We start from the raw sequence: 16,567 nt of genomic DNA on the forward strand, positions 1-16,567 counted from the left end.
TGCGGCAGCACGATGTCGTCGAAGTGAACGGCGGATTTCGACGGCGACTTTCGTGGAGGCGGGCATGGCCAATCTGGCGCAGTTCCTGGTGGAGACGGCACAGCGGGAGCAGGGGCGTCCCGCGCTGCGCCTGGGAGACCAGGTCATCGGCTACGCGGAGCTGGACGAGCGCAGCGCCCGCGCCGCCGCCCTGCTGCGCGCCGAGGGCGTACGTCCCGGCGACCGGGTCGCCCTGATGCTGCCCAACGTCCCCGAGTTCGTCGTCCTCTACTACGGCGTGCTGCGGGCCGGCGCCGTCGTCGTGCCCATGAACCCGCTGCTCAAGACACGGGAGACCGAGTACCACCTGCGCGACTCCGGGGCGGCGCTGCTCCTGGAATGGCACCAGGCACCGGGCGAGGGCGCTCAGGGCGCTGCAGCCGCCGGGGTGCGGCACCTGGCCGTCGAACCCCGGGACTTCGCGGCGCGGCTGGCCGGACACGAACCGCTGCCCGGCGTGGCGGAGACGGCGGACGACGACGTGGCCGTGCTCCTGTACACCTCCGGTACCACCGGCCGTCCCAAGGGCGCCACGCTCACCCATGGCGGGCTGCGGCACAACACCGAGGTCAACACGGTCCACGTCCAGCGGATGACACGCGAGGACGTGGTGGTGGGCTGTCTGCCGCTGTTCCACATCTTCGGCCAGATCTGCACCATGAGCGTGGCCGTGCGCGCCGGCGCCTCGCTCACCCTGATCCCCCGCTTCGAGCCGCAGGCCGTGCTGGACGCCGTCGCCCGCGACCGGGCCACGGTCTTCGAGGGGGTGCCGACGATGTACGCGGCCCTGCTGCAGCACCCTTCGGAAGCGGACGTCTCCACCCTGCGCATGTGCGTCTCCGGCGGGGCGTCGCTGCCGGTGGAGATCCTGCACGGCTTCGAGCGGCGCTTCGGCTGCGCGGTGCTGGAGGGCTTCGGCATGTCCGAGACCAGCCCGGTGGTCACGTTCAACCACCCCGACCGGCCGCGCAAGGCCGGTTCCATCGGCACCCCGATCCAGGACGTGGAGGTGCGGCTGCTGGACGACAAGGGCCAGGACGTCGCGCCCGGCGAGGTCGGCGAACTGGCCGTACGGGGGCCGAACGTGATGAAGGGGTACTGGAACCGGCCCGAGGAGACCGCTGCCGCGATCCCCGACGGCTGGCTGCGCAGCGGCGACCTCGCACGGCGGGACGAGGACGGTTACCTGTACATCGTCGACCGCAAGAAGGACATGATCATCCGCGGCGGCTACAACGTGTACCCGCGCGAGATCGAGGAGGTCCTGCACGAGCACCCGGCCGTCGCCCTGGCCGCGGTGGTCGGTGTGCCGCACCCTCACCTGGGCGAGGAGATCGCGGCCGCCGTCGTCCTCCGCCCGGGCGCGCAGACGGACCCCGACGAACTGCGGGAGTTCGTCAGGGACCGGGTCGCCGCGTACAAGTACCCGCGCGAGGTATGGCTCGTCGACACCCTGCCGACCGGGCCCAGCGGCAAGATCCTCAAGCGGGAGATCACCGCCCCGGCCGGATCCGCGTGAACCCGAGGGGCGGAGCCGGACACTCCCCGTGTCCCGGCGCCCCTCCCGCGTCCCGCCCGGTCAGCCGGGCCCGCCGCCGAAGCCGATCTCGTTCCCGTCCGGGTCCTCGTACGTGACCTTGCGTACGCCGTTCGCGTACGTCTCGCGGGTCCGGGGCTCCAGACCCCGGCCCGAGATCCCGGCGACGCGGGCGTCCAGGTCGTCGACGAAGACGGTCTGCAGGGCGTGGCCGGCGCGCCCCGGGCGGTGCTCGATGTACACGTAGCGATGCTCGGCCAGTTCCCAGACGGCCTCCTCGTCGTTCGGGAAGAAGGTCGGCGGTGAACCGAACAGCCGCTCGTACCAGGAGAGCGCCGCTGTGTAGTCGTTCACCGGGATACCTGCGAAGAGGACGACGGGCATGACCCCATCGTAGGTCCGGCGACGGGGTCAGGCGCCGATCCTGGCGGCGATGACCGGGGCGAGCCGGTCGGCGACGACACGGTGCCCCCGGTCGTTGGGGTGAACGGAGTCGGTGAGGTCGCCGGAGCCCAGCCAGCCCGTGGTGTCGACGAAGGACAGCCGGGAGTCCCCGCCCGCGACGGCCCCCTGCACGGCGGCCTGGGTCTGCGGGACGAACCGTCCCCGGAAGGTCTCCAGCGCGAAGATCCAGGCCTGCGGGTGGGCCGCGCGTACCTTGCGCAGCAGACTGCTGTAGCCCGCCTGGAACTGTGCGGAACTCACCCCGTGTCCCACGTCGTTGGTGCCCAGGTTGATGACGACGGCGTCCGCCCGGTACCGGGCGGGGTCCCAGTCGGGCGTCGCCGCGTTGGGACTGAGCCTGGTGTACTGCCGCTCCAGGCCCACGCACCCGTCCGCCGCGGCGACCAGGCAGGCGCCGCCCTGGGCGATCTGCGTGTGCTCGGTGCCGAGCCGCTCCCCGATCAGCCAGCCGTAGGCGGTACGGGCGTTCTGCGAGGTCGTCGTGCCCACGGTGATCGAGTCGCCGACGAACTCGACCAGCCGGGTCGGCGCGGGCGCCGCGAAGGTGGTCGCGCCGCCGTCCAGGACCAGCCCCTGGAAGACGGCGTCACCACGGTAGGAGCCCGCCACCACCTGGTAGTTGACCTGCAGTGTGTGGCGGCCCGACGACAGCGCGGCCGGGGTCAGGTTCACCGTCCCCTTCACGTCGTCGTAGAACCTCACGGGCCCGTCGTCGATCCGCGCCCAGAGGTCGATCGTGCCGCGCTGCTTCAGCTGGACGGTCCGGCCGGTGAAGCCGACACGGTAGTAGGCGCCGGCCCAGTACGGCGTGTACGCGGTGCCGGAGCCGGTGGTGTCCCAGCGCCCGACGAACTTGATGTTCGGGTCGCCGGGCTGTCCGGGCGCGGCCGCCCGCGCGGAGGGGGCCGCCGTGTCGCCGCCCGGCGCGGCGTGGGCGCGAGCGACACCGGCCAGCGACAGCAGACAGGCGACGAGAACCGCCGCGAGTGTGGCCGCCGTACCGCGCCCGGCGAACCTGTGGGGGGAGGTCTGCATGGGGATCCTTTCGCATCGGTTCTCACCGTTGTGGGAGCGTTCCCATGAGCAGTTCCCCCACGGAACCAGTGCCACGATCCGCGGTCAAGAGGGCTTGCGGGCGCGGGAGTCGGCCTCAGCCCGTGGCGTTCCTGAGCAGCTCGGCGATCCGGGCCTCGGTCGCGGCGGTCAGTTCCGTGAGGGCGTAGGTGGTGGGCCACAGCGTGCCCTCGTCGAGCCGTGCCTGGTCGCTGAAGCCGAGCGTGGCGTACCGGGACTTGAACTTCTGCGCGCTCTGGAAGAAGCACACGACCTTGCCGTCCCTGGCGTACGCGGGCATGCCGTACCAGAGCTTCGGCGCGAGATCCGGCGCGGCGGCCCGTACGATCTCGTGCACCCGTTCGGCGAGAACGCGGTCCGCGTCCGCCATCCCGGCGATCTTGGCGAGCACATCGGCCTCCCCGTCCGCCCCGGCCGAGCGCGCGCCGCGCCGCGCGGTTGCCTTCAGCTCCTGTGCGTGCTCCTTCATCGCGTCGCGTTCCTCGGCCGAGAAGCCCTCGAACTTCGTGTCGGCCCTGCCACTGTTCCGGGCGGACTCGCGTGTGGTCGTCATGACGGGTTCCCTCTCTCGTACTGTCCGGTCGTCGATCTCGCTCTGCGGTGGCGCGCCCGCGGGCGCGCCCCTTTGGTGTCTCAGCGGAGCCAGCTGCCGTCGCGCATCAGCTCACGCCCCGTCAGCTCGTCCGCCTCACGCCACGCCTGGACGCGGCGCGGGGTGATACGGAACCAGCGGTACGCCGTGGCCGACACCCGGGGGTCGAAGCCGGTGCGCGTGGCGAACCGGTCCCCGCGCTCCCGGGGCAACGCGTCGATCGGGAGCACCTCGACCCGGCCCTCGATCATGGACACGTCCCGGGTCGGGCCCAGTCCCAGCCGGGCGGCCCCGGTCGCGGCCAGGTTCCGGCCGGTCGGGCTGTCGGCCGGGGTGGCCACCAGCAGCGTCTCGCCGTCCCAGTCGAAGGACAGCGGCACCAGATACGGCACACCGTCCTCCGAGGCACTGGCCACCCAGACGTCGACGTCATGAGCGAGCCGGTGCTCGGTGTCACGGCGCCGCCGCGTACGCGGGCGCGGACCGGCGGACGGCTCCGGCTCGGCCGTGGTCACTGACGACTCGGTCGTGGTCACTGTCTGCTCCTCGGTTCCGTGGGGGCGGGCCGCGACCCTCCCGGGCTGTCCGCCCGGTGCGATCGCCGTGGTCACAGCTTGTCGCGAGGCGCCCGCGGCCCGCCTCCGTGGTGAGCACGGAATCCACCACGGAGACGCCACGGAGCAGCGGATAATGGGGCGGTGTCCAGTCCCGCGGTCTCGACCCGTGAAGCCGAAGTCCTCGCGCTGCTCGGTGAACACCTCAGCAACGCGGAGATCTCCGCGCGGCTGTTCATCTCCGTGCGCACGGTCGAGTCACACGTCTCCGCCCTGCTGCGCAAGCTCGACGAGCCGGACCGACGGGCGCTCTCCCGTCGCGCGGCCGACCTCGCCCGCGTCCAGAGCCCCCGCCCGGCGCCCGCCCTCCCCACGCCGCTGACCGCGTTCGTCGGCCGTACACGCGAGCGCGCCGAGCTGGCTGACGCGGTGAAGACACGCCGGCAGGTGACAGCGGTCGGCCCCGGCGGAGTGGGCAAGACCCGCCTCGCGCTGGCGGTGGCGGCCGACGCGGCCGACGACTTCGCCGACGGGGTGTGGTTCGTCGACCTGGCCCCGGTCAGCGACCCCGCACGGGTGGGGGCCGCGATCGCGGCGGCCGTGGGAGTGGGGGAACAACCGGGGCGCGGTGTCGACGAGTCGGTGCTGACCGCCCTGGCCGACCGCCGGGCCCTGTTGGTGCTGGACAACTGCGAGCAGATACGCGACGGCGTCGCGCCGTTCCTGGAACGGCTGCTGGTCGCCTGCCCGAACCTACGGGTCCTCGCGACGAGCCGGGCCCGGATGCTGGTGCCGTTCGAGTGGGTGTTCCCGGTGCCGCCACTGTCCTCGGACGGCGGCGCCGACTCGGACGCCGTGACCCTGTTCCTGGAACGGGCAGCGGCGGTCGGCCGACCACCGGAACCGGCCGTACGCGACCGGATCGCGGCCATCTGCGAACGGCTCGACGGCATGGCACTCGCCATCGAACTCGCTGCCGCACGCTGGCCCACCCTCGGCCTGGACGGTCTCACGGCCGGCCTCTCCGACCAGTTGCGGATCCTCGCCGGCGGCCCTCGCGCGGAGGACCGGCACCGGTCGGTGCGGGCGGCGCTGGACTGGAGCCACGACCTGCTGGAGCCGCCGGACCGGGCGCTGCTGCGCCGGATCTCGGTGTTCGTCGTGCCGTTCACCGCCGAGGCGGCCACGGCCGTGGCCGGGTTCGCCCCGCTGGACGCGGCCGAGGTCGTCGACGGGCTGGGCCGGCTCGCCGAGCAGAGCCTGCTCACCGCGACACCGTCCGCCACCGGCACCCGCTACCAGGCGCTGGAGACCATCCGTCAGTACGGCACCGAGCGGCTCGCCGACGCCGCCGAACCGGCGGACGTCCGGTCCCGTCACCTGGACTGGTGCCTGGCCCGCGCGACCGCCCTCACCGACACCGGGGGCGCGGACTGGCGCGCCCGCTTCGACGCCCTGGCCGACGACCTGCGCGCCGCCCTCACCTGGGCCGAGGGCCGTCCGGAGCGACGCCCGCAGGCCCATCGCCTGGCCCTCCTCCTGGCCGGGCTGGCCTTCACCCGCAACCTGCCCGGCGAGTCCCAGCAGCGGTACGAGCAGGCGGCGGCGCTGGCCCAGGACACCGGCGCGGGAGGCGCGGCGGGCTCGGCCGGTGACGCGACGGGTGCCGCCGTCGCTGCCGGGGCGCTGCGGGAGGCCGCCGCGGTCGCCGGCTGCCGCAGGCTCGGCGACGACATGTTCCGCCTCCACCGTGCCGCCGCCGAGGCCGCCCGGCGGGCCGGTGACACCGTCGGCGCGGCCTGCGACCTGGCGGCCGCCGCCACCGTCGCCTACCGCTTCTCCAGCGAGTTCGCCCGGCTCCCGGCCGTGGACGAGGTGACCGCCCTGCTCACGGAGGCCAGAGGGCATCTGTCCGGTGCCGGGGCCCTGCCGCCGGACGCGAAGGCCGACCTGCCGGCCGAAGCACCGGCCCAGCTGCCGCGCGGCGCGCCCACGCACGCGTCGCCCGCGCACCTGTCGCCCCCGCGGCTGCCGCCCGCGCGCCTGTCGTCAGCCTCGCCCGCCGCCGCCCTCGCCCTGGCCGAGGCGGCGGTCGTCGCGGACGCCTTCGGCGCGATCCAGGGAGACGCGGACAACACGGCGCAGGAGACGGTCGGTTACGCGGAACGCGCCGTCGAACTCGCCCGGCGGGCGGGTGACCCGGTGGCCGAGTCCGCCGCCCTCAACGCGCTCTCCGGTGCCCGGACCTGGGCCGGTGACTCCTTCGGGGCGGCGGCCGCCGCCCGGCGCCGGATCGAGATCCTCGCCCCGGTGCCGCCCACCCCCGCCCGCACGCACGAGCGAATGGACGCCCTCGCCATGGCCGCCGGGACGGCTCTCGGCGTGGGCCGCCTTGCGCAGGCCCGCGGCTGGGCCAGGCAGCTCGCCGACCAACTCCTGTTCGCCGAGGTGCAACACCACGCCCTGTCCTGGCTCCTGGTCGCGGACGCGTTCGCGGGCGACGCCGCCGATGTCCTCACCGGCAGCGAGCGGTTCCTCGACGCCTGGCGGCGCAGCGACCGGCAGCGGTCCTTCTCGCTCGGCCCGGCCGCCGCGTCGGTCGCCATGATCCACGGCCTGCGCGGCGACCACGACGCCCATGCGGCCTGGCTGGCGATCGTCACCGAGGCGGGCACCGCCGCCGAGCACCACCACGGCTACGGCGCGGTCTTCGACGCCATGGTCCACCTCCACCACGGCGACGCGGAGGCGGCCCTGGAACGACTCGCACCGGAACCGGAGCAGGTGTGGAAGTGGGTCTCCTGGATCTGGCTGCACTGGTACGTGGGCCTCCGGGCCGAGGCATCGGTCCTCGCCGGCCACCCCGGAGCCCGGAGGCGGGTCGCCGAGAGCCGGGCCCTGGTCGCCGGAAACCCCGTGGTGACGGCCCAACTGGACCGCGCGCAGGCCCTCCTGGACGGCGACCTGTCCGGCCGCCTCACCCTCGCGACGGCGTTCGACGCGGCGGGCTGCCCCTACCAGTCGGCCCGCACGCTGCTCCTCGCCGGGAACGGCCACACCGCCGCCGGCACGACGGCACTCGCCGCCCTCGGCCTCGCCCCCGGCTCCTGAGCCCGCACCGCCCGGATCAGCGGCCCGTGCGCACCCGGACCGCCGGGGTCAGCGACCCTTGCGCACCCGGGCCGCCGCACGGGCCTCCGCGGCCTTGCGGGCCTCGGCCGCCTTGCGGGACTCCTTCGCGGGACGGCCGGGTCGGGTGCCCATGCCACGGAAGGGGGCGTTGCCACCGGCGGCCTTCGGTGGGGCCGGCGGGCGCTTCGCCCCGGTGATGGCGGTCAACTGCGCCTCACCGGAGCGTACCTGGGTGACCGTCGGCCGGATCCCGGCGTCGGACATCATCCGGTTCACATCGCGCCGCTGGTTCGGCGTGACCAGCGTGACCACCTTCCCGGACTCGCCGGCGCGTGCCGTGCGCCCGCCCCGGTGCAGATAGTCCTTGGCGTCGGCGGGCGGGTCGACGTTGACGACGAGGTCGAGCGCGTCGATGTGGATGCCCCGCGCGGCGACGTTGGTCGCCACCAGCACGGTGATCTGGCCGTCCTTGAACTGGCCCAGCGTGTGCGTGCGCTGCGGCTGCGACTTCCCGCTGTGCAGGGCACCGGCCCGGACGCCGCTGGCCCGCAGATGGCGGGTGAACTGGTCGACGCCGGCCTTGGTGTCCAGGAACATCAGCACCCGGCCGTCCCGCGCGGCGATCTCGGTGGCGGTCCCGTACTTGTCGGCACCGTGGATGTTCAGCACATGGTGTTCCATCGTGGTGACCGAGCCCGCGACCCGGTCGACCGAGGCGAGCACCGGGTCGTGCAGATGGGTCCGCACCAGCTGGTCGACGTCACGGTCCAGGGTCGCGGAGAACAGCAGCCGCTGCCCGTCGGCGGGGAGCTGCTCCAGGATCTCCGAGACCTGCGGCAGGAAACCCAGGTCGCACATCTGGTCGGCCTCGTCCAGCACCGTGATCCGCACCTGGTTCAAAAGACAGTCCCGGCGCGACACCAGGTCGGTCAGCCGCCCCGGTGTCGCCACGACCACCTCGGCGCCCGCCCGCAGCGCCGCCTGCTGCTTGTTGATCGACAGCCCGCCGACCACCGTCGTCAGCCGCACCTTCAGCGTCTGCGCGTACGGCGTCAGCGCGTCGCTCACCTGCTGCGCGAGTTCCCGGGTCGGCACCAGGACCAGGGCGAGCGGACGCTTCGACTCCGCCCGCCGGCCCGCCGTGCGGACGAGCAGCGCGAGCCCGAACGCCAGCGTCTTGCCCGACCCGGTCCGCGCGCGGCCGAGGACGTCGCGGCCGGCCAGCGCGTTCGGCAGCGTCGCCGCCTGGATCGGGAAGGGGTCCGTCACGCCGAGATCGGTCATGGTCCTCAGCAGCTCCGGCGGCAGCCCGAGCGCGTCGAAGGACCCGGCCGGCGCCGGCTCCCCGGTGGCCGCTTCCGGCACCGGGGACTCGCCCCGCGGCCCCGCGTCACGTCCGGGCGCGTCGGGGGAGGAGTGCCCGGAGGCGGGCGGCTTCGCGTTCATGGGGAACCTTTCCTGGTCTGGCGCCCGGAACGCGCCGGGGCCCGTACCCCTCGGTACGGGCCCCAACGCTGTCGAAGCGTGCCCCCATTTTACCAGCGGCCCACCGGCTAGAAGCTGCCGTAGTTGACCTGCCAGGTCGGCAGCCCCATCCGGCGCCACACGGCGACCACCCGGTCACGGTCGTCGAGGGAGACCCGCACGGCGAAGCGGTGGCGTACATGCCGGTCGAACAGCTCGGCCTTGACCACGTCGTCGCGGCGCTGGTCCCCGGCGGCACGCATCCACAGCTCGTCGTACGGCACCTCGTGCGTCCGCAGCCACGACTCCGTCCGGCCCCGGTGTTCCTCACCGCGGCCCGAGAGCAGGACGACGACATCACCGTCCGCGCCGCGGAAGGAGCGCAGCGCCCCGCGCACCGACACGTTCAGCAGGTCCTCCTCGCAGCGCGTGAAGTCGTAGGCGCCCCGGTCGCCCCGGAGGGCGAGGGTGCCGTCGATGTCGCACAGCACCGCCGAGGGGAGCGCCGGGTCGGCGACGTACGGCTCGACGGGGGCCTGGTCGTTCAGCCACTCCGCGGTGAGCCGCCAGCCACCCCGGCGGGATTTCTCGTGCTTGTCGGCGAGGATCCGGATGATCTCCTCACCGACCGGTCGCTCCCGCTCGGCGTCACGGCGCAGGCACTCCTCCACCGGTACGTCGGTGAAGTCGTGCACGACGAAGGCGGCCAGCCCCGCCACGGCCGCCTTGAGCCGCTTCGGGATGTGCGGCGTCATGTGCGTGTTGTCCACCACGACGTCGAAACCGTCGTCCACGGCTGTCCGTACCGCCGCGTCCTGGATCGCCAGCACGGTCTGCTCGTGCGCGTACGACCGACGACCGGCCCCCTCCGGCAGCGGGACGTCGAGCATCGCCCGCAGATCGTCGAGGTTGACGCGGCGCATCCGCCCCCCGGACTCCGCCTGCAGCTTGCGCGCGGCGGTCGTCTTCCCCGAAGCGGGCAGGCCCGTCATGACATGTACCACGGGCACGGTCAGTTCTCCTCGTCGTTCTTGAAGGGGTCGGACGCCTCCGGCCGGGTGGAACGGTACGTCACGAGTGCGGTGGGCCGGCCGTCCAGCCGCAGGAACATGGCGGGGCGCACGGCCGCGTCGGGCAGCTCCCGCACCGCACGGGCGAAGGCCCCCCGGTCGCCGGTGAGAGGGGCGAGGGAGCGGAACGCCTCGTCGATCGCCCGCTCCCGGTCCTCCACCTGCTTCTCGATCCCCGCGACGACTGTGCGCACCCAGGCGTCGAACTCGTCGGGCACCTGCTCCAGCAGCGCGTCCAGGGGCCGGCCACCGGAGGCGACGACGTCCCCGGCCGAGCAGTTCAGCGCCTGCGCCACCTGCCTCGCGGGCAGGCCCGCGAACCGCTGGATGCCGTGACCGCGCCAGATGTCCCGCTCGGTCACCCCGGTGAGCACCTTGTGGAGCCGTACGTACTCGGCGAACTTGGCCTTCGCCCGAACGCCCGAGGCGAAGCGCAGCACGAAGCCCTCCGCGTCGGTGCCGGTGGCGTCCGTCCCGCCCGGCAGCCGGTTGCCCTCCGTCATGGCCATCAGTTCGGTGAGCGGCACGGCGGGCCGGACGGTGACGACCGAGCCGATGCCGCGCCAGCCCGTCGCGGCCTCCGCCAGGGGTACCTCGGTGCCGTCCTTGGCGAACGCGGCCAGCAGCACCATGTCACGCCGGTCGCCGTAGTCCACGACGATCCGGTTCTCCGGGTACAGGATCTCGGCGAGGTAGGTCACCCCCGGTACGAGACCGGAGGTGTCCTTGGCGTCGAGCAGCCGCTGCGCCCAGGTCGCCTGCACACTGACGAACGACCCCTTGGACGCGACCCGCCACCGGCCGGCGTAGTGGAACACCACGGCCAGGCTGCCGTCGACCTTGTCGTACACCTCGAACGGCTCGTCGGGAAGACCGGGGGCGTACGGCTGACCGGCCTCGTGCTCACCGACGTTGAAGAACTTCGGCAGCGGCAGCGCGACGATCTCGCCGGTGACGTCGTCGGCCACGAGACCGCGGCAGCGCGTGGTCACCCGGTTCCACACCCGCTCGTACTGGCACCTCCGCGTGTAGGCGTAGAGGGACAGCGGCAGTTCCGGGTGCGACTTGCGCGTGACGTGCCCCGCGTCGAGCGCCGCCGCCAGCTCCTGCGGCGGCATCAGCTCATGAAGAGTCAGGTGGTCCTGGCTCATGTGTTCCTCCCCTTGCCGGTCCCTGATTGTCAGGTCGGGGAGGCCTCTTCGGAAACAGGATTTCGGGAGCCGTGCCGCAGGTCGCGAGCCGGGTAGGGCCTCCGGAGCTGGACTCAGGCTGACGGTCGTGCGTGGCGACGACGGCCGCGTCGGTGGCGTGCAGGGCGTCGGTGGGTTCGTCGACGAGGGCGATCGAGAGGTGGTTGGTCGGCTCGTCCGGCAGCAGGGCGTGCGGCCGGGTCGCCGGCGCCAGGGCGAGGTCCGGGCGGCGCTGCCGGCCCGTCGACAGGTCGGTCACCGGCTTGTCGGCGTCCCGTGAGGCGAGCAGACCCAGCGCTCCGAGCCCCAGGAACTCCTGTCGGCATCCATCGCGGGTCCCACCAGGCACATCAGGGCTCACACCACGACGCGCACGAGGTGGCGCCTCACGGTCGTGGCACGGTCGTCAGGACGCTCTGCGGGGGTGGCCGGAAGGCGGAGCCGCGGCGCTCGGACAGCCGGACCCGGCCGGGAGCCGGACCCGGCCGGGTGGAACGCCCGCCCCGTTCCGGGCGTCACGCGGCGAGCGCGGCCGGTTCGCCTAGGTGGGCGGCCGCCGTGCGCCAGGCGGCCGTCACCGCGGCATGTGCCTGCCGCGTGTCACCGGCGTGGCCGCCGGTGAGGGTGAACGGTGTTCCGACGTGGACGTGCAGGCCGGGGCGGCGCAGCGGGGCGGTGACCAGCCCCGCGAGCTGCTTGGCCGGGCTTCCCGAGGTGACCCGCCGGGCGCCGGCCTGGCCGACCGGGACGACGGGCGCGCCGGTGCGTGCGGCCAGCCGGGCCAGGCCGCTGCGGAACGTGCCGGGCGCGGCCTCGGCGGAGTCGGTGCGCGTCGGGATCCCGCCCTCGGCGTAGATGAGGATCGACCTGCCCCGCTCCAGCGCGGCGGCGGCGAGGTCGAGCGCGTCGGCGGCGCGCGGGTCGCCCCGGTGCACGGGCACGTATCCCTCGCGGGAGAGCGCACGGCCGAGCAGCGGGATCCGCCACAGGCCCGCGGCGCCCAGGGCGACCGGCTGGACGCCGAGCCGGTGCAGCGCCGCGAGCACGACGGCGGGATCGGCGAGCGAGGTGTGGTTGGCGACGACGATGCTGCCCGGCGCCACGGCGGTCCCGGCTTCGACGGTCACGGTGAGACGTCCGACGGCGGGTACCAGGACATCGGCGAGGCGGCTGAACATGGCATCTCCTGTACGTGACGAGGCAGACCCCCATCGTCGGCGCGTCCGCCGCACGGGTCCTGAGTGCGCGTACTCAACCGCGGGTGTGGCCGTACCCAGACGGCACCGGCCTGCGTCCCCAGGCCGAGATCATCGGGGAGGTCGCCAGGTCCAGACCGCCCGCCGCGATGTTGGCGAGATGGGTGTCGATCTCCGACGGCGTCGCGTGGCCCCCCGCCACCAACTGGTCCCGGACCTGGCGCACGGTGGCCGCCTCCAGCGCCGCGCAGGCGGGGCCCGTGACGGGGAAGTAGGCGTCCGCCTGTACGTCGGTCAGTCCCGCCTCACGCAGCAGTCGGGGGAGGCGGCGGCCGTAGGACAGCTCCGCGCCGCGCTCGGCGAGGAGCCGGCGGAAGCCGTGGCGGAGCTTGTTGGCCAGCCGCTGTCGCGGGCCGGACTCGTCCGGACAGATCAGGGGCTGGAGCGCGGGGTCGGCGTCCTCCAGCAGCAGCCGTCCGCCCGGGCGCAGGGCATCGGCCATCACGCGCAGGGCCCGCTCGCGGTCGGCGACGTGGACGAGGACCAGCCGGGCGTGGACCAGGTCGAAGGGGCCCTGCGGGGGCTCGTCCACGGCGACGTCGTGGCGGCGGAGTTCGACCTGTGGCGCCGCCGCGGCGGCCAGCCACGAGGTGTCGATGTCGGTCGCCAGGACGTGCCCCGTGGGGCCCACCCGCTCGGCGAGGCCCCGCACCACCGAGGAACCGCCGGCGCCCACCTCCCAGCAACGCCAGCCGGGCGCGATCCCGAGGTCGTCGATGTGCCGGAAGGTGGAGGCGTCGAACAGGGCCGCGAGGGCGTCGAACCGCTCGCCCGCCTCGGCCTGGCGGTTGTCGAGGAGGTAGCCGTCGTCGGCGCTCTGACTCATCCTCCGATCATGACAGTGCCCGCCGCGCCGAGTACCAGGAGCCCGGCGCCCGCGCCGCCCCCTGGGCACGCCTCGCTCTACGGCTGCCACCACCAGACTTCGAGACACCGGCGGGGCACGAGAACGAGCAGTCGTACCCGCTCCGGCTCGGACATCGGCCCCCTCCGTCAGCGCCCCGCCCACCGGCCGTCCCACCGGCCGTGCCCGCATCCGACCAGCCGACCAGCCACCCCTGACACACCGATCCAGCCGGGGAGAGCAGCGCAGCCTTGCCTGATCTATCGACTTTCGATAGTTTTCTATCGCTGGTCGAGTGAAGGAGGGTGTCGTGGGGAAGCTGACGGTGCTGGCGCTGCGTGCCGTGATCGTGGGGTTGTTCGTCGGTTCGCTGTTCGTGCAGGGGGTGATGGTGCCGCTGCTGGCCGCCGATCTCGACGGTCTCGACGCGGACGCGGCGCATGTGCGCACGCCGGTCCTCGTGATCGTGGTGCTGGGGGTGGTGACGGTCCAGGTCGTGCTGGTCTGTGTGTGGCGCCTGGTGACGATGGTCCGGCGGGACACCGTCTTCTCCCACGCCGCGTTCCGGTACGTGCACGGGGTGATCGGCGCGATGGTGGCGGCGGCGGTCCTGGTGTTCGCGCTCGGCGTGGTCCTGGCGCCGGGCGAGGCCGTGGCCCCCGGCGTCGTGCTCCTGCTGGGCGGTGCCGGCCTCGCGGTGCTGGGGATGGCGCTCATCGTCCTCGTCCTGCGGATGCTGCTCGCCAAGGCCGTCACCCGCGACATCGAGGCGCAGCACATGCGGGCCGAGCTGGCCGAGGTCATCTGATGCCGATCGCCGTCGACATCGACGTGATGCCGGCGAAGCGGAAGATGTCCGTGGGCGAACTCGCGGACCGCGTGGGAATCACCCCCGCCAATCTGGCGGTGCTCAGGAACGGCCGGGCCGAGGCGGTCCGATTCACCACCCTCGCCGCACTCTGCGCGGTGCTCGAATGCCGGCCGGGAGACCTGCTGAGGTGGGAGACATGACGGGCCACGCGGGCCGCCCGCTGCTCTTCCTCGACGTCGACGGAACGCTCCTGCCCTACGGCGGCGGGCGGCTCCCGTCGGCGGCCGGGGAGTGGGTCGCCTGGCAGCACACGTCGAATCCCCAGCTGGCGAGGATCGACCTCACCCATGGACCGCGCCTGCTGCGGCTGCCCTGCGAGCTGATGTGGGCCACCGCGTGGATGCACGACGCCAACGAGGTGATCGCCCCGTTGCTCGGCCTGCCGGCGCTCCCCGTCGTGGACCTGCCGGAGTGCCCGGAGGAGGGCCACGCCGATCTGCTGCACTGGAAGACCCGCGCCCTGGTCCGGGAGGCGGCCGGGCGCCCGTTCATCTGGGTCGACGACGAGATCACCGGCCTCGACCGCGCCTGGGTGTCACGGCATCACCCGGGGCGGGCCCTCCTCCACCGCGTCACGTCCGAGGTGGGGATGACGCCAGCCGATTTCACGGTGCTCCAGGCGTGGTCGGCCGGCGTGTAGCGGCCGGACCTCGGAGGGTTCGAGCCGTCGGGCGCGGGCTCCTGTGCAACGGAGCCCGCGCCCGACGGGACGGACGCACGGCCCGCTAGGGGACGAGTTTCCAGTCCTGCGAGCCGTCCGTGGTCGCGTTCTGCAGGGTGAGGGGCGCGTCGGTGGACGCGCCGGTCAGGTAGAGGTCCTTGTTCTTGACCGACTGCAGCTTGACGTGACCGTTCGCGGACGGGACGACGTTCCATGTGCCCGTGGCGCTGTCGTCGACCCATTGGCCGATGCGCTGGCCGGCCGTCGCGCTGCCCGTCCAGATCGACGCCGCCCGGCCGCCCGACTTGTTGAGCAGGGTCACGCCGCCGCCGGACTTGGTGGTGACGTGCCAGTACTGGGTGGCCGGGTCGGCCGCCGTGCCGGCGTCCTCCAGGACGACGTCGGGGACGTCACCGTTGCCGATGTTCGCGTCGGTGCTGTTGTTGCCCGTGCCGATCACCTGGCCGGTCTTCCGGTTCACCAACTGCTTGTAGGCGCCCGCGGAGTGGCCGAGGTCGACCTCGGCGTGCGCGATGACCGACGTGCCCTGGTTGTTGAGGATCACGACGCGGCCGGTGCCGTCCACGTACTGCAGGTTGCGGCTGTATCCGGCCCGCGAGGTGGTCTGGTACTCCTTCCACACACCGTCGGAGCGCCCGCTGTCGTTGACCCAGACGCTGCCGCTGTTGGCGGCGTTGTAGACCAGGCGCCCGTCGGGGAGCTTGATGACGACCGGGCTGCCGCCCTGCGCCAGGGGGCGCGAACCGGCGACGACCGGCAGTGCGTCGACCCCCATGCCGGTGGGTGAACCCTGGAAGAACTTCAGCGGGTCGTTCGCGATCCGGTACCGGGTGTTGGCCCCGCCGCCCCAGTACTCGTAGGTCAGCAGCCACTTCTCGTCGGCCGTCGGGACGAGGGTCGTCATGCCGGGCCGGCCGCCGCCGATCTCCGTCTTGCCGCCGCCCATGTCCTCGGTCGAACCGGCGATGTCGACGACCGGCTCGCTCCACTTCTTGCTCTTGCCGTTCCAGGTCTTGTGGACCAGGATCTGGCCGTGCGAGTCCTTGGCGGTGTCGTTCGCCGGGTCCAGCTTCGGGATCCCGGTGGCCGGGTCGAAGCCGACGTAGTCGTTCTCGTCGGAGTAGAAACAGACGAGCTTGTTCTTGCGCACCATCAGGTACGGCTCCCACAGGGGATCCACCTGCTTGTACGTGTTCGCCTTGGCGATGTTCTGCCCGACCGCGCCCGCGCTGCCGCCCTGCCAGCCACCGGTCGCGACGACGTTGACGACCTTCCAGGTCACGCCGTTGTCGGTGCTGGAGTACAGGGCGATCGCCATGTCCTTGCGGTCACCGTCGTTGGACGGCGTCCAGTTCGGGTCGGCGGCCTTGCGCTCCTTGTAGTACTGGTCGTCGCCGGACACCACGCTCGCCAGCAGCAGCGTGCCCGCCGGCAGGTCGCCGACGCGGTCCGGGAGCACGTACAGGAACGGGTTCGTCCAGTTGCTGGTGTACTTCGCGAACGCGGGGTCGTCGGAGAGGTACGCCGGGGCCTTGACCTCGGACAGCGGCTGCCAGGTCGTGCCGTCGTCGTCGCTCTTGTACACCGGCATGGTCTGCCGGTCGGCACTCCCCGTGGCCGTCACGACGGTGGACTTCTCGAACGACGCGACCAGGCGGCCGTTCGGCAGCTGCGCCGACTTGGGGTAGACCGCGCAGTTGCCGCGCCCCTTGAGGCAGGGCTCGTTGCCGAGCTGGTACACGGTCCCGCCCGTCGGGGCGTACGCCTGGGCGGTCAGGGGCATCGCGAGCATCGCCG

General features: G+C 73.1%; 16 protein-coding genes. 6 read left to right on the forward strand and 10 right to left on the reverse strand.

From position 1 onward, the window contains the following. Positions 1–64 precede the first annotated feature (64 nt). Positions 65–1,558 (forward strand): long-chain-fatty-acid--CoA ligase, encoded by a 1,494-nt coding sequence (locus tag ACWCRJ_RS12990; protein ID WP_450939340.1) that lies wholly within the window; start codon positions 65–67, stop codon positions 1,556–1,558. Between the two features lie 60 nt (positions 1,559–1,618). Here the strand turns inward: ACWCRJ_RS12990 and ACWCRJ_RS12995 are convergent, their stop codons facing one another. The 4 genes from ACWCRJ_RS12995 to ACWCRJ_RS13010 form a co-directional block, all read right to left on the reverse strand. Beyond that, positions 1,619–1,960: a VOC family protein gene (locus ACWCRJ_RS12995; RefSeq protein WP_450939341.1), complete on the reverse strand. Its 342-nt coding sequence runs from the start codon at positions 1,958–1,960 to the stop codon at positions 1,619–1,621. Between the two features lie 27 nt (positions 1,961–1,987). Continuing rightward, positions 1,988–3,076, reverse strand: coding sequence for a GDSL-type esterase/lipase family protein (locus ACWCRJ_RS13000; RefSeq protein ID WP_450939342.1), 1,089 nt, complete (start codon positions 3,074–3,076; stop codon positions 1,988–1,990). Between the two features lie 115 nt (positions 3,077–3,191). Continuing rightward, the gene (locus ACWCRJ_RS13005; protein WP_450939343.1) at positions 3,192–3,668 is read right to left on the reverse strand and encodes an iron chaperone; all 477 of its coding nucleotides are present in this window, start codon (positions 3,666–3,668) and stop codon (positions 3,192–3,194) included. 80 nt (positions 3,669–3,748) lie between these two features. After that, positions 3,749–4,243 carry a pyridoxamine 5'-phosphate oxidase family protein gene (locus ACWCRJ_RS13010; RefSeq protein ID WP_450939344.1) on the reverse strand — a complete coding sequence of 165 codons (495 nt, stop codon included), beginning with the start codon at positions 4,241–4,243 and terminating at the stop codon, positions 3,749–3,751. Positions 4,244–4,405: 162 nt separating this feature from the next. On the opposite strand from ACWCRJ_RS13010, the gene ACWCRJ_RS13015 reads away from it, so the two are divergent. Then, complete coding sequence (locus ACWCRJ_RS13015; RefSeq protein ID WP_450939345.1) at positions 4,406–7,372, forward strand: ATP-binding protein; 2,967 nt, start codon at positions 4,406–4,408, stop codon at positions 7,370–7,372. A gap of 48 nt (positions 7,373–7,420) precedes the next feature. On the opposite strand, the gene ACWCRJ_RS13020 is transcribed toward ACWCRJ_RS13015, so the two are convergent. From ACWCRJ_RS13020 to ACWCRJ_RS13030, 3 genes are all read right to left on the reverse strand, one after another. Continuing rightward, positions 7,421–8,839: a DEAD/DEAH box helicase gene (locus tag ACWCRJ_RS13020; protein WP_450939346.1), complete on the reverse strand. Its 1,419-nt coding sequence runs from the start codon at positions 8,837–8,839 to the stop codon at positions 7,421–7,423. 107 nt (positions 8,840–8,946) lie between these two features. Then, complete coding sequence (locus ACWCRJ_RS13025; protein ID WP_450939347.1) at positions 8,947–9,867, reverse strand: phosphatase domain-containing protein; 921 nt, start codon at positions 9,865–9,867, stop codon at positions 8,947–8,949. Between the two features lie 2 nt (positions 9,868–9,869). Then, the gene (locus ACWCRJ_RS13030) at positions 9,870–11,078 is read right to left on the reverse strand and encodes an RNA ligase (RefSeq protein WP_450939348.1); all 1,209 of its coding nucleotides are present in this window, start codon (positions 11,076–11,078) and stop codon (positions 9,870–9,872) included. A 127-nt stretch (positions 11,079–11,205) separates the two neighbouring features. Between ACWCRJ_RS13030 and ACWCRJ_RS13035 the strand changes: the two genes are divergently transcribed. Beyond that, positions 11,206–11,397 (forward strand): hypothetical protein, encoded by a 192-nt coding sequence (locus ACWCRJ_RS13035; protein ID WP_450939349.1) that lies wholly within the window; start codon positions 11,206–11,208, stop codon positions 11,395–11,397. A gap of 235 nt (positions 11,398–11,632) precedes the next feature. Here the strand turns inward: ACWCRJ_RS13035 and ACWCRJ_RS13040 are convergent, their stop codons facing one another. Both ACWCRJ_RS13040 and ACWCRJ_RS13045 read right to left on the reverse strand, forming a co-directional pair. Continuing rightward, entirely contained in the window at positions 11,633–12,295 is a 663-nt protein-coding gene (locus tag ACWCRJ_RS13040) for a lysophospholipid acyltransferase family protein (RefSeq protein ID WP_450939350.1), read from the reverse strand. Between the two features lie 73 nt (positions 12,296–12,368). Then, positions 12,369–13,199: a methyltransferase gene (locus tag ACWCRJ_RS13045; protein WP_450939351.1), complete on the reverse strand. Its 831-nt coding sequence runs from the start codon at positions 13,197–13,199 to the stop codon at positions 12,369–12,371. Between the two features lie 328 nt (positions 13,200–13,527). Between ACWCRJ_RS13045 and ACWCRJ_RS13050 the strand changes: the two genes are divergently transcribed. Genes ACWCRJ_RS13050 through ACWCRJ_RS13060 form a run of 3 tightly spaced genes read left to right on the forward strand, consistent with a single transcriptional unit; the run spans position 13,528 to position 14,728 of the window. Next, positions 13,528–14,025, forward strand: a complete 498-nt coding sequence (locus ACWCRJ_RS13050) for a DUF2975 domain-containing protein (RefSeq protein ID WP_450939352.1) — start codon at positions 13,528–13,530, stop codon at positions 14,023–14,025. Further along, entirely contained in the window at positions 14,025–14,228 is a 204-nt protein-coding gene (locus ACWCRJ_RS13055; RefSeq protein WP_450939353.1) for a helix-turn-helix domain-containing protein, read from the forward strand. The genes ACWCRJ_RS13050 and ACWCRJ_RS13055 overlap by 1 nt, the downstream gene beginning before the upstream one ends. After that, entirely contained in the window at positions 14,225–14,728 is a 504-nt protein-coding gene (locus ACWCRJ_RS13060; RefSeq protein WP_450939354.1) for a hypothetical protein, read from the forward strand. The genes ACWCRJ_RS13055 and ACWCRJ_RS13060 overlap by 4 nt, the downstream gene beginning before the upstream one ends. An 85-nt stretch (positions 14,729–14,813) precedes the next feature. Here ACWCRJ_RS13060 and ACWCRJ_RS13065 read toward each other — a convergent pair whose 3' ends face one another. Further along, positions 14,814–16,562, reverse strand: a complete 1,749-nt coding sequence (locus tag ACWCRJ_RS13065) for an RICIN domain-containing protein (protein ID WP_450939400.1) — start codon at positions 16,560–16,562, stop codon at positions 14,814–14,816. Positions 16,563–16,567 lie beyond the last annotated feature (5 nt).

Source organism: Streptomyces sp. NPDC002324 (assembly GCF_053593335.1).